This window comes from Pseudomonas sp. Pseu.R1, from assembly GCF_045764065.1.
In the GTDB taxonomy this organism is placed as follows: domain Bacteria; phylum Pseudomonadota; class Gammaproteobacteria; order Pseudomonadales; family Pseudomonadaceae; genus Aquipseudomonas.
In genome coordinates this window covers 1,034,709-1,046,340 of record NZ_JBJGEE020000001.1, presented here as the reverse complement: position 1 = coordinate 1,046,340, position 11,632 = coordinate 1,034,709, and the positions used below count along the sequence as shown (strand labels likewise).

11 protein-coding genes are annotated in these 11,632 nt (G+C 58.0%); 8 read left to right on the top strand and 3 right to left on the bottom strand.

Annotated features, from left to right (window positions below):
* Window positions 1-17: 17 nt before the first annotated feature.
* The 3 genes from ACI5GA_RS04965 (at window position 18) to dctM (ending at window position 3,027) form a co-directional block, all read left to right on the top strand.
* Window positions 18-1,013: a TRAP transporter substrate-binding protein gene (locus tag ACI5GA_RS04965; protein WP_404630705.1), complete on the top strand. Its 996-nt coding sequence runs from the start codon at window positions 18-20 to the stop codon at window positions 1,011-1,013.
* 98 nt (window positions 1,014-1,111) lie between these two features.
* Window positions 1,112-1,744 carry a TRAP transporter small permease gene (locus tag ACI5GA_RS04960; RefSeq protein ID WP_404630703.1) on the top strand — a complete coding sequence of 211 codons (633 nt, stop codon included), beginning with the start codon at window positions 1,112-1,114 and terminating at the stop codon, window positions 1,742-1,744.
* Window positions 1,744-3,027, top strand: a complete 1,284-nt coding sequence (dctM, locus tag ACI5GA_RS04955) for a C4-dicarboxylate TRAP transporter large permease protein DctM (RefSeq protein WP_404630701.1) — start codon at window positions 1,744-1,746, stop codon at window positions 3,025-3,027. The genes ACI5GA_RS04960 and dctM overlap by 1 nt, the downstream gene beginning before the upstream one ends.
* Before the next feature lie 258 nt (window positions 3,028-3,285).
* Here dctM and ACI5GA_RS04950 read toward each other — a convergent pair whose 3' ends face one another.
* Complete coding sequence (locus tag ACI5GA_RS04950; protein ID WP_421421989.1) at window positions 3,286-4,203, bottom strand: hypothetical protein; 918 nt, start codon at window positions 4,201-4,203, stop codon at window positions 3,286-3,288.
* Window positions 4,204-4,613: 410 nt separating this feature from the next.
* On the opposite strand from ACI5GA_RS04950, the gene ACI5GA_RS04945 reads away from it, so the two are divergent.
* The 3 genes from ACI5GA_RS04945 (at window position 4,614) to ACI5GA_RS04935 (ending at window position 6,533) form a co-directional block, all read left to right on the top strand.
* Window positions 4,614-5,090, top strand: a complete 477-nt coding sequence (locus ACI5GA_RS04945; protein ID WP_404630697.1) for a GNAT family N-acetyltransferase — start codon at window positions 4,614-4,616, stop codon at window positions 5,088-5,090.
* Between the two features lie 370 nt (window positions 5,091-5,460).
* Entirely contained in the window at window positions 5,461-5,724 is a 264-nt protein-coding gene (locus ACI5GA_RS04940; protein WP_404630695.1) for a DUF1652 domain-containing protein, read from the top strand.
* A gap of 446 nt (window positions 5,725-6,170) precedes the next feature.
* Window positions 6,171-6,533, top strand: a complete 363-nt coding sequence (locus ACI5GA_RS04935) for a hypothetical protein (RefSeq protein ID WP_421421987.1) — start codon at window positions 6,171-6,173, stop codon at window positions 6,531-6,533.
* 5 nt (window positions 6,534-6,538) lie between these two features.
* Here the strand turns inward: ACI5GA_RS04935 and ACI5GA_RS04930 are convergent, their stop codons facing one another.
* On the bottom strand, window positions 6,539-6,853 hold the full coding sequence (locus tag ACI5GA_RS04930; protein ID WP_421421985.1) for a hypothetical protein: 315 nt from the start codon (window positions 6,851-6,853) through the stop codon (window positions 6,539-6,541).
* 915 nt (window positions 6,854-7,768) lie between these two features.
* Here ACI5GA_RS04930 and ACI5GA_RS04925 point away from each other — a divergent pair.
* On the top strand, window positions 7,769-9,199 hold the full coding sequence (locus ACI5GA_RS04925; protein WP_421421983.1) for a pyridine nucleotide-disulfide oxidoreductase: 1,431 nt from the start codon (window positions 7,769-7,771) through the stop codon (window positions 9,197-9,199).
* Between the two features lie 187 nt (window positions 9,200-9,386).
* Window positions 9,387-10,328 carry a ketopantoate reductase family protein gene (locus tag ACI5GA_RS04920; protein ID WP_421421982.1) on the top strand — a complete coding sequence of 314 codons (942 nt, stop codon included), beginning with the start codon at window positions 9,387-9,389 and terminating at the stop codon, window positions 10,326-10,328.
* On the opposite strand, the gene ACI5GA_RS04915 is transcribed toward ACI5GA_RS04920, so the two are convergent.
* The gene (locus tag ACI5GA_RS04915; protein WP_404630685.1) at window positions 10,325-11,557 is read right to left on the bottom strand and encodes a YbfB/YjiJ family MFS transporter; all 1,233 of its coding nucleotides are present in this window, start codon (window positions 11,555-11,557) and stop codon (window positions 10,325-10,327) included. The two genes, ACI5GA_RS04920 and ACI5GA_RS04915, sit on opposite strands and share 4 nt — an antisense overlap.
* Window positions 11,558-11,632: the final 75 nt, after the last annotated feature.

Here is an 11,632-nt window from a genome sequence, read left to right as displayed (position 1 = left end):
ATAAAAAGGTGATATCGATGTTGAAGCTGACCAAGGCGCTGTTCTGCGCCGCTGCAGTGTCCGTGGCCGGTATGGCGTATGCGGACCCGATCGTGATCAAGTTCGCCCACGTCGTGGCGGAAAACACCCCCAAAGGCCAGGGCGCCTTGCTGTTCCAGAAAATGGTCGCCGCCGATCCGGCCTTGAAAGACAAGGTCAAGGTCGAGGTCTATCCAAACTCCTCGCTGTTCGGCGACGGCAAGGAAATGGAAGCCCTGTTGCTCGGTGACGTGCAGATGCTTGCGCCGTCGCTGGCCAAGTTCGAGCAATACACCAAGAAAACCCAGATCTACGACCTGCCGTTCCTGTTCAACGACCTGGCGGCCGTCGACCGCTTCCAGCAAGGCCCGCAGGGCAAGGCGCTGCTGACCTCGATGGACGACAAAGGCATTCATGGCCTGGCCTACTGGCACAACGGCCTGAAGCAACTGTCGGCGAACAAAAAGATGGTCGACCCCAAAGACGCCCGTGGCCTGAAATTCCGCGTACAGGCGTCCAGCGTCCTGGAAGCGCAGTTCGTGGCGCTGCACGCCAACCCGCGCAAGATGAGCTTCGCGGAGGTTTATCAGGGTCTGCAAACCGGTACCGTCAACGGCACCGAGAACACCTGGTCGAACTATGAAAGCCAGAAGGTCAACGAAGTGCAGCCGTACTTCACCGAGTCCAACCACGGCCTGATCGACTACATGGTGATCACTAACTCCAAGTTCTGGAACGGCCTGCCCGCCGATGTGCGCGATGAGCTGCAAAAGATCATGGATGAGGTCACTGTGGAGGTTAACAAGCAGGCTGAAGCCCTGAACCAGACCGCCAAGCAGAAGATCATCGATTCCAAGACCAGTGAAATCGTGACCCTGACCCCCGAGCAGCGGGCCAAATGGCGCGAAGTCATGAAGCCGGTCTGGGACAAGTTCTCCGATGAAATCGGCGCTGACCTGATCAAGGCCGCTGATGATTCGAACAAGGCGCCTTGAGCCCTCAAGAGTTGGCTTGATCGATACAGGCCCTGATGCCTGCGTGGCCACCTCTTTGTAAATGAGGTGGCCGCTCTCTCGACGTTCGGAGAATTCTTATGCAATCGCTGACGCGACTCTGGGAGCATCTGGAGGAAGGCTTCATCGCTTTCCTGCTGGCTGCCATGACGCTGGTGACTTTCGTCTACGTGGCGCTGAACAACATCTACACGCTGTTTTACACCCTCAGCGATCAGTGGGCGGTCAGCAGCGACTTTTTCGCAGGGATTGGCGATCACTTGATGGGCTATGCCCAAAGCATGACGTGGAGCGTGGCCCTGACCAAGGCCATCTTCGGCTGGCTGATTTTCTTCGGCATCTCATACGGGGTGCGCACGGCCGGGCACCTGGGGGTCGATGCGCTGGTGAAAAAGACCAGCAAACCGGTGCAACGCATTCTGGCGATGCTCGCCTGCGCTTGCTGCCTGGCGTATGCGGGGCTGTTTTTGGTGGCCAGCTACAAATGGGTTTCGGCGCTATTCGTCGCAGGGATTGGCGCGGAAGACCTGGACCGCTACGGCATCAAGATCGCCTACATCACGATCATCGTGCCCATCGGCTTCGCGCTGGTGATCGCTCGCTACCTGGAAATTCTCTATCGCATCTGGACCCATCGTCAGACCGGCCTTGGCCTGGCTGACGAAGCGGCAGAAGCCAGCAAACTGGCCAATCCTGACGGGGAGCCACACTGATGACCGTGCTTTGTCTGTTTCTGTTGCTGTTCGTTTTCATGTTTCTGGGGGTGCCCATCGCGATCTCGCTGGGCCTGTCCGGTGCGGTGTCGATTCTGCTGTTCAGTCAGGACTCGTTGAGCTCGCTGGCGATCAAGCTGTTCGAAACCTCCGACAGCTACACCTTTCTGGCGATTCCGTTCTTTCTGCTCTCCGGCGCGTTCATGACCACTGGCGGCGTGGCGCAACGTCTGATCGATTTCGCCAACGCGTGCGTCGGCCATATTCGCGGTGGCCTGGCGATTGCGGCGGTGTTGGCGTGCATGTTGTTCGCAGCGCTGTCGGGTTCGTCGCCTGCCACCGTGGCGGCCGTGGGTTCGATTGCCGTGGCGGGGATGGTGCGTTCCGGGTATCCGAAAGAATTCGGTGCCGGGATCATCTGTAACGCCGGTACGTTGGGGATACTGATTCCGCCGTCCATCGTGATGGTGGTCTACTCGGCGGCAACCGAGACCTCGGTGGGCAAGCTGTTCATCGCCGGTGTCGTGCCGGGAATCCTGCTCGGCGTGATCCTGATGGTGGTGATCTACATCGTCGCCCGGGTGAAAAAGCTGCCTGCGCAACCGCGTGTTTCGTTCCGTGAGTGGCTGACCACCGCGCGCCGGGCGTTCTGGGGGCTGCTGTTGCTGGTGATCATCCTCGGCGGGATCTACAGCGGCATGTTCACCCCGACCGAGGCGGCGGCGGTGGCGGCCGTGTATTCGGCGTTCATTGCGCTGTTCGTCTACAAGGACATGCGGTTTCGCGATTGCCCGAAAGTGCTGCTGGAGTCCGGGCGTCTGTCGATCATGCTGATGTTCATCATCGCCAACGCCATGCTGTTCGCCCATGTGCTGACGACCGAGCAGATTCCTCAACAGATCACCAACTGGGTGATTTCTGAAGGACTGACGCCGATCGGTTTCCTGATCATGGTCAACGTGGTCCTATTGGTGGCGGGCAGTTTCATGGAGCCGTCGGCCATCGTGCTGATTCTGGCGCCGATCTTCTTCCCGATTGCGACCAAGCTGGGCATCGATCCGATTCACCTGGGCATCGTGATGGTGGTGAACATGGAAATCGGCCTGGTGCATCCGCCGGTGGGCTTGAACCTGTTCGTGACCTCGGCGGTGACGGGGTTGACCCTGGGGCAGACGATTCGAGCGGCGTTGCCGTGGCTGTCGATCCTGCTGCTGTTCCTGATTCTGGTGACCTACGTGCCGTTCATTTCGTTGGCCTTGCCGAACTGGCTGGGGATGCCGTAACGGCCCTGACCGAACTGTGAGCGCAGTGCCTTGGCCCCCGATGGCGTGAGTCTTCGGGGGCTTTTTTCGTACTCCGGGCGGCTACGGGAAGTATGTTTCCAGCGCACATAAAAAATCCGCACAGGCCCAGTGTTGACAAAGGCGCTGCGCGGATCGTCTACGACGCGGTCAATGCATGAACAGGGCGATCAGGATAATCACCGGAATCGGTACACCCAGGAACCACAGCAGTAATGAGCGCATGATATTTCTCCTTGATCAACGGACGGTGGAAGCGGTGTAGGAGCGGACTTCAACGTAGGTCACCGCGTCACGGCGACGACCTCCCCAAATGGCCGCCAGGCTGGCAACGAAAGCGCCGCAAAGCAGGGCGACGAAGGTCCACAGCGCGGTCGCGGCGGCGATTTTTGCAGCAGTGTCGGCCGCCTGTTGGGCTTTCAGCTTGGCGTCGGCCACGGCTTGTTTGGCTTGGCCGTAAACCTGATCGACACGGGCTTGCGCGTCGGCCTGGCTCAGATTGGTACGTTGTGCCACCAGTTGCGCCAGATAGGCGCGGTCTTCGGGCGCTAGTTGCCCGTCATTGGCCAGCGTTTTGGCGAAAATACGTACCACGACACCACGGGCCGCATCATCGCTGACAGCGGCGGGGCGGTCGTCACGAAACAGCGAATCGACGAAATAGCCGTACTGATCACCCTGAGTATTGCCTGCGGCCACAGCGGCAGTTCCGGCCACTCCCGCCACCGCACTGGCCCCAGCTTTAACGCCGTTGCCAACGGCGCCGCTGACAGAACCGACGATCAACACCGCCGCCACCAGCGTGGCGATCGCCCACGACAAAAAGCCGTGAGCGGTGTCGCGGAAGTACACTTCATCGCCATGCATGTTCGACCACTTCACTCGCAGGCGACCGGCCAGATAGCCTCCTAACCCCGACGCGAGAATCTGAGTGATGGTCAGCCAGATAATCGTCGAGATTCCGAGGGTTTTCGCGCTCGCTCCTTCATTGGCCCAAGGGGACATGGCAGAAAAGCCAAGACCTGAACCCAGTAAAACGAGAATCATGGATAACGCTGCGGCGCCCGCAGCACCGGCCAGGATTGCGCCCCAGGACACACCCGAGGCAGAAGTGGTTTCTTCAACAGCGGCAGGATAGGCATCAGGTGAAACGTTCATCGTTGTCGTGCTCCGTGCAAATAATGTTTTGCTTCGTGCAGGACATTGCAGCACCTGTGCCAGCGGCAGTTAATTAATAACTCGTTTTAAATCATATGGTTATGAATTTTTCGGAGTTGATGGTTCATGCAAATTGCATGAGCGCGGCTCTGCACACAGGCGTAATGCCCGGTCGTTGAAAGTTCAATTCTGCCAAACCGTTGCGCCCTGTTTTTAGCGTATTGTGCAAAGGCGGCGAAACACTTGGGCACAATTGGCGTGACCAGCGGTCAGAAAAGGTCCGTGACCTAGGGTCATCCATCGCCGTACTGACACATAAATAAGCTTCAGAACCGCACAAGGTCAGGCCTGCGCATGGCGTTTGGCCTATAGTTTCTGCTCTGGCCCCGTCTCTTCGAGAGGTAATTTCCATGTTTCATCACCGTCCCCTGGAAGAAAAAGACATCCCGGCCGTGTGCGACATGCCACAGAGTGTCGACGAACTGTTTTACATGTTCCCCAAAGCGGTTTTTCCTTTGACGCCTGCGCAGTTGAGGGACGCCATCGAGCAGCGATCAGACAACACCGTGATCGAGCTGGATGGCGAGGTCGTGGGCTTTGCCAATTTCTCCCGGTACGACTTCCGCGGTCGCTGCTCGATGGGCAACGTGATCATCGCGCCCCACGCGCGCTCCAAAGGCGTGGGGCGCTACATGCTCGGGTGCATGATGGAACTGGCCTTCGGCAAGCATGAGGCCAAGGAGCTGACGGCCTCCTGTTTCAACCACAACGTGCCAGGGCTGCTGTTCTACCCCAAGCTGGGTTTCAAGCCTTTCGCGATAGAAGAGCGCCTGGACAAGCGTGGTAATCGGGTCGCGCTGATTCATTTGCGTCTGCCCCATGCCTGACGTCTCCCTGTCATTCGTCGGCGTGCGTTACAGTGGCCGACGAATGGCTGCCCTCTTTTAAGGCCTGCCGTCCTCGTTTTTTGCCACGCCTGTCAGCGATCAACATTTAAAACAGCGTTTTTTCCTGTTTCAGATCAATGATGAAACGTTTTTTCTGTGGGTAAAACATTCAAAGGCCCTGCTGAGGCGCACAATAAATGTTGTATTGCTTCATTAGAGGGCGAAGCGTATAAGTTGGGTATTCGCCTAACGACGCCATGTGCTTCTGACGAATCGGGATGAAGGTAATTATCCAGGGAAGTTATTAATAAAAGATCTGGCGCTTCACTGTTTGCAATGCCGCAGTGTTCGCCTCAGGAGGATATCGCCAATGATCGCATGCACCCTCTCGAATCTTGAATTACGCAGCATTATCGAAAGTGGATTTCTGCCGAAACGTTGCAACTGCACGATCATGGCCGACACCATGACCGTTGAAGTCATCGATCCTCTCACCGAACGCGTAGAGCTGCTGACCAGCGGTATCAAGCTAGACCGGCTGGACACCAGCCGCGCCATCTGTGAGCTGATTTCCGAGTTGCGTGCCGAGCTGCTTAATACCCAACAGGCTCAACGGCACGCACTGGCCAGTTAGTCTCTTTCACCCGACTGGCATAAAACAGCACGCCCATGCCGCTCTGCCGCATGGGCGTTTTTATGGCATGGCTTTTTCAGAAAGTGATAAAGCATTAATGCTTTCTATATAGCATTGCTCAGGCGTTGAAGTTGTTCATGAGTCTTCACGCCGATGAAAGGATGGGGGTTGAGCAAGGCCTTCAAGTGAGTGCTCGTTGAATACAGATCTGAATAATTAAGTAACAATTTGTGAGTCTTTGGAATTTTCGACAGGAGTGCTTACCACCGAGCGCTGCCTGTGTCCACTCAGCTTCTGTTCACATCCCGCTGGAAAAGGTTTGCATTACCTTTTATCTTAACGGCGCCGCCGACGGCTCGACGCCCATCTCAATTCGAGGGACATGCATGGCCGACCACCTACCCGAGAGCCCCTATGGGCACGCTCAGGGGAACGATCACAGACACATGCTGCGCCGTCGCAAGGTGATGCTGGGCATGGGTCTGTTACTGACGATTGTCGTGATCTGTGTGGCTGCCATTTTGACGATGCTGCAACGCCTGGAGGCGAGGAACGCCACGTTTCAGCCGCCCATGACGGCATTGGAGCGCCAGCGCCTATTGCCCCAGGATCCGGTCCTCAACACCGCGCCCAGACTCGATGGCTTGCGTTACCGCGATCAGGTGGAACGCACGCCGGAAGATTTCTCCCCGGCAGAAGACGATCTTCAGGTGGATCCTCCTCCTCTCAGTCATGCGCTGATCCTCCCGGCAGGCGACTTGCGCGCCGATGCCCATGCCAACCTGCATTCGACCCGTCAGACGCCTTGAGGGCGTCAATGCACCCGTCGACGGTGCTCATTTTCAAACAGCAACCTGAAAGCCTCCTTTTCCCCCTCCTTGATAGCCCCGTGTGCGCGAATCGGACCCGCCTCGATCCGTCCGTCCAGTGCCACGCGAATCACGGCTGAGCGGGCCAGGTAGTCCGGCACGTCGCCGATGATCACCAGCTCACGCAGTGATTGACCGTTCTGCTCGACGGTCGCCAGCCTGACGCGACAGGTCGCCTGCATCGGCACGGGCCCGAACAGGGTGTCCCGGGAATAATCGATTTCGGCAATGCTGGACCGACGGTTTTTCTCAGCATTCATGTCCACGGCTCCTTAATCCATTGAACGAAGGCAACAGCCTGATAATGGAGCGCAATCGAAACGCAATAGTTCTGCGTTTTTTACCAATGGCATTGCCGCCTATCGGCAACAGGTTCCTCTGCTCAGGAGACAAAACCCATCCGTGCGGAAATTCCGGCGTCATTATTTTGCCCGGCGGGGTGTGTACATGAACGGCAAGAGCAACGGCGGGATTTTTCAATGGGCACGTGAAAAGACGTGACGGAAAAATGGCAACTTTCAATGTGAGACTTCTCGCACTCATGAAGATAGTTAGTTGGCTAAAGGATAATTAACGTCTTTTTTGATTTTAAAAATGCATGAATGGAGGTAAACAGAGATTTATTTTGGCGTCAAAAAATAATCATGAGTAATATCAGTGGTTTAGTGAGTGTGATTACGGTATTGACGTTTTTCTCGAAAATTTGACACTTTGGGTCTTTTTTGAAACCATCACTCCATGAATTGTTTGTTGAAATAGTTTGTAACAGGTTTTTGCGGTTTCTCTTCCCCTTACAAAACGCTTGACTCAGGGCGCCTGGCGAAAGGGCGGTAGCGTCTCTGAATGCCTGAAAATTTGCAGTGTAGAAGGGAAGTCCGCACTCGAAATCCTTTTCCATAACCACCTGTTTGTCGCTGCCGATCCACACTCTTTCAATACGGAGTTCTCGGCGTTCGGCTAAACAGGAAGTGTTCACATAACCCGTTATCACGCAGTCGTTAATGACCTCTGTGGTGGCAGTCGTGTTTGCGTTTTTTTTGTAAGTCCATCGTATGTATTCAGTGAGACACACATAAAAAGCACGTCAGGGCGGGCGGTTGGTTGTGCCTGTTATTCAGGGTCCCGGTAGAGATTGGGCAGCGCCCAATGCATCGACTAAGTTCGGAGTCACGATTATGTATGGAGATCATCTGGAAACCGTTTGCGGTTGTGTTGTAGGGGGAGCCGGACCTGCAGGCATGGGTCTGCTGTTCAACGCGTTGAAGAGCGGCGCCATGCCTGAACTGGCCAGGGAAGGCCTGATCATTGTCGATGCCAGTCCCAACCCCGGCACAGGCCGATTGGGGGAATACCGGATCACGGCCAACTCCGTGGGCGATGTCTTTCTCGATTGCCTGCGCGATCCTGCGCTGCGTGATGTGTTCGAGCCGCTGGAGCATTCTCCGGCGTACTGGCGCATCCGTCGTCAGGCGCAAAGTGCCCCGCAACTGGCCGATGTGGCCGAGCTGCTGGCGGAAGCTTCCACCCTGGTGCTGAACTTCATCGTCGAACATTACGGCGTGAAGTTATGGACCAGCACCACCATCACCGAAGTGGTGCATGAGGACGACGAATATCAGGTCTGGGTCGAGTCCGAAGGACGTAGCCGGCGCATCCGCTGCCGCGCGGTGGTGCTCAATCTGGGTGGTCGTCAGGACCCGCAGCACCTGCTCGACAGCCTGGCCGATCAAGGCTTGGCCGTGCCGCCCACCGCCAAAGTGCAGAGTGCCGATGCATTGTTGCGCATGAACGGCGTGCAACTGCGAGACTTTTTTGCACCGACGCTGGCGCGCAAAGGCCGTATCAGTGTGGTGGGTGGCTCTCACAGCGCGTTTTCGGTGCTGGAAAACCTCGCCGACGCGCTGGAGTTTGCCGGACTGGAAGAGGTGACACTGGTGCATCGTTCACAGATCCGCTTGTTCTATGAAACCGCCGAAGCGGCAATCGAGGCCGGGTATCGGTTCGACCCTCAGAAAGATGTCTGCCCGGTATCTGGCCGGGTCAATCGTTCGGGGGGGCTGCGTTATCGGGCGCTGGACATCGGGCGTGAAGCCCTGGCCAATGGGCACATCGGCAAGACCGGCGTGCGGGTGAATCTGTGGCAAACCCGCAATGGTCCGCAGGGGCATTTCGAACAGGCGCGTCAGGCGCTGGCCGAGTCGGAGGTGGTGGTGCAGTGCACCGGTTATCAACCGCTGCTGCCACCGTTGAATTACGCAGGCGGCGGGGCGATTCGCTTGATGGAAGTCAAGGGCGGGCTGGATTCCGACCCGTCCGGATGCCCGCTGGACAGTAAGGGACAACGCTTGTACGGCCTGCATTTGTTCGGGCTGGGTGCTGGTCTGGGCGTCGATCCACGCTTGGGCAGCGAGGCATCTTTCGACGGGCGCATTTATGGCGTCTGGCAATTCCATAACGATGCCAGTGGGGCGGTCATTGATGCGGTGCTGGCGCGCTTGCAACAGCCTGTGGTTCAGCCGGTCAGCTTGGCGCGTCGGCTGGCGGCCAACCGCGAAGAACAGCGCCAGCCCTTTATCTGGCCGGTGCTGGCGAACGCGCAATCCTGACTCTCCTGCAGATCTTGCATCCCGAACGCTCACTGAGGGTTCGGGATTTTTTTTGCCCGTTATTTTTTCAGAGCGCCTGAAGAAACAATATGTTGGTCATCATCCTGCTTTTGGATAGAGTCGCAGGCTTCATCTATTCTGGGGTGTCCGGACACCTCCGACAGACCCGACAAGGAACCGACAGAACATGCGTATTTTGATCGTGGGTGCAGGCGCGATAGGGGGCTATTTTGGCGGTCGGTTGCTGGAGGCGGGGCGCGACGTGACGTTTCTGGTGCGTCCCTCGCGCGCCGAGGAACTCGACCGCAACGGCCTGATCGTGCGCAGCCCGTTGGGCAACATTCTATATCCGTCACCGCCCCACGTGATGACACCGATGCTCGACCAGGCCTTCGATCTGATCCTGCTCAGTTGCAAGGCCTATGATCTCGATGCGGCCATGGAGTCCTTCGCGGCCGCCGTTGGGCCTGAAACGGTCATCCTGCCGTTGCTCAACGGCATGGCGCATCTGGACCGGCTGGCGGAGCGCTTTGCCCCTGAAAATGTCCTGGGCGGACAGTGTCTGATCTCTCTGGATCGAGACGCGTCCGGCACGATTCTGCATTTGAACGACACCAATCAATTGTCATTCGGGGAACTGAGCGGAGGGTTGACGCCGCGCATTCTGAAAGTCGCCGAAGCGTTGGCCGATGCCGGATTCGACGCCAATCTGAGTCAGCAGATTGTTCAGGAAATGTGGGAAAAATGGTGTTTCATCGCAACGGGCGCGGGCGTCACCGGTTCCATGCGCGCGAGCATTGGCGATGTGATTGCCAGCGGCGGGGAAGCGGTGGTGCTCAAGTTGCTGGCCGAATGTGCCAGTGTCGCCGAGCGCGCAGGGTACGCGTTGCGAAGTGAGGTGCGTCAGCGCTTTCAGACGATGCTGACCCTGCCCGGATCGAAGATGACCGCCTCCATGCTGCGCGACATCGAGCGAGGCGCGCCGATAGAAGTCGAGCACGTGATCGGCGACATGGTCGCCCGAAGAGCCAGCACCGACAAACCGGCCAAAGGGCAGTTGTCGGTACTGGATGTGGTGTATCTGCACCTCAAATCCTATGAGGCGCGGCGTGTGCGAGAACAGGGCTAAAGGCTCTCGGCGGACGGGCGGTGAATGCTGTTGCTATCGACCACGACGCGAACCACCCCTTCCAGTAGCAGCGCCAGAATCAATGCCCCGGTGCCGATCAGGAACAACAGGCGATGATTGCCGCCGCTGGCATTGAACAACAACGAATAGCCATAGCCTGAAACAGCTTGAAGCAGTGCGAATGCAGTGGTTGCACGGCTCCAGGCCGCGCCTTGCGCGCTGGCGTCGTGAGGCAGCAGTTCATGGACGCGCGCCAGCACCAGCGGCACGATGCCAGGCGGGAAGGTGCCGATGATCAGGGTCAATGCGGCGATCAGCAGGCTGTTGTGGGAGGTGTACAGCGCGCCAACCACCAGCGCCTGAACGACCAGCACCCAACGAATGCCGCGAGTCGGGCCGAGCCTGTCGGCGATGTAGCCGTAGAGCATCGGCCCGGCCAGCGCGCCGATGCCATAGACGACCCAGTACAGCGCACCGATGTGTGCGCCCTTGCCCAGATCGCGGGCGACGAAATCCACGAGAAACACCATCAGCGGCACCAGGCCGATCGCCATCAGACCGAATTGTGTGTACGTCAGATTCAGGTACAGCGTGTGCCGGGGAGGGCGTGGCGTCGGCGTCGCAGTTTCGTAGGTGTGTGCCGTGGGGATAACGGCGGTCGGCCAGCCCGTCCAACTGATGGCGGTCAGTATGGCGCAGAACAGGCTCAAGCCCAGCCAGGTGACTCGCAGTCCCAGGTCCAGCAACAGCGGCACCAATGTGCCCGACGCCGCAATACCCAGTCCCAGACCGAAAAAGATCGCGCCACTGGCCAGCCCTTTGCGCGTGCCGGGGATGTGCGGCAGGACCGTTGACGCCACCAGCACCATGATTGCGCCTCCGGCCAAGCCTGAAATGAAGCGCCAGCCAAAGAACCACAGGGTGGAGAGCGGAACGGCGCAACCGGCGAAGGACAAGGTCACCAGTACCATCATCAGCCGTAGCGTGTGGCGGTGAGTCAGCCTGCGCGCGATGGGGCGCCCGAGCAGGGCGCCGATGAAGTACCCGCCCAGATTGGCGGCACTGAGGATGATGATGTCGGAGGTGGCGAACCAGTGATTCTCGATCAACGGAGGAATCAGTGGCGTATAGGCAAAGCGCGCCAGGCCGATGCCCACCAGCGTGGCGCAGAGGCCGGCGATGATCGCGTGCCATGGAATGGCCGCACGCTGAGGCGAGGGGTTGGGCATTGTGTCCGCTGAAATCGGTTCTGAAATCTGAGGAGGCTGCATAAGACTGACCCGAATATAAGAGGTGAGGTATGT

Excerpts from the sequence above, each read along its gene's own strand:
- ACI5GA_RS04915 (WP_404630685.1), bottom strand. The coding sequence starts at position 11,557 with ATGCCCAACCCCTCGCCTCAGCGTGCGGCCATTCCATGGCACGCGATC.
- ACI5GA_RS04965 (WP_404630705.1), top strand. The coding sequence starts at position 18 with ATGTTGAAGCTGACCAAGGCGCTGTTCTGCGCCGCTGCAGTGTCCGTG.
- ACI5GA_RS04940 (WP_404630695.1), top strand. The coding sequence starts at position 5,461 with ATGATCGCATGCACCCTCTCGAATCTTGAATTACGCAGCATTATCGAA.
- ACI5GA_RS04945 (WP_404630697.1), top strand. The coding sequence starts at position 4,614 with ATGTTTCATCACCGTCCCCTGGAAGAAAAAGACATCCCGGCCGTGTGC.
- ACI5GA_RS04930 (WP_421421985.1), bottom strand. The coding sequence starts at position 6,853 with ATGAATGCTGAGAAAAACCGTCGGTCCAGCATTGCCGAAATCGATTAT.
- ACI5GA_RS04935 (WP_421421987.1), top strand. The coding sequence starts at position 6,171 with ATGCTGCGCCGTCGCAAGGTGATGCTGGGCATGGGTCTGTTACTGACG.
- ACI5GA_RS04950 (WP_421421989.1), bottom strand. The coding sequence starts at position 4,203 with ATGAACGTTTCACCTGATGCCTATCCTGCCGCTGTTGAAGAAACCACT.
- ACI5GA_RS04960 (WP_404630703.1), top strand. The coding sequence starts at position 1,112 with ATGCAATCGCTGACGCGACTCTGGGAGCATCTGGAGGAAGGCTTCATC.
- ACI5GA_RS04925 (WP_421421983.1), top strand. The coding sequence starts at position 7,769 with ATGTATGGAGATCATCTGGAAACCGTTTGCGGTTGTGTTGTAGGGGGA.
- ACI5GA_RS04920 (WP_421421982.1), top strand. The coding sequence starts at position 9,387 with ATGCGTATTTTGATCGTGGGTGCAGGCGCGATAGGGGGCTATTTTGGC.
- dctM (WP_404630701.1), top strand. The coding sequence starts at position 1,744 with ATGACCGTGCTTTGTCTGTTTCTGTTGCTGTTCGTTTTCATGTTTCTG.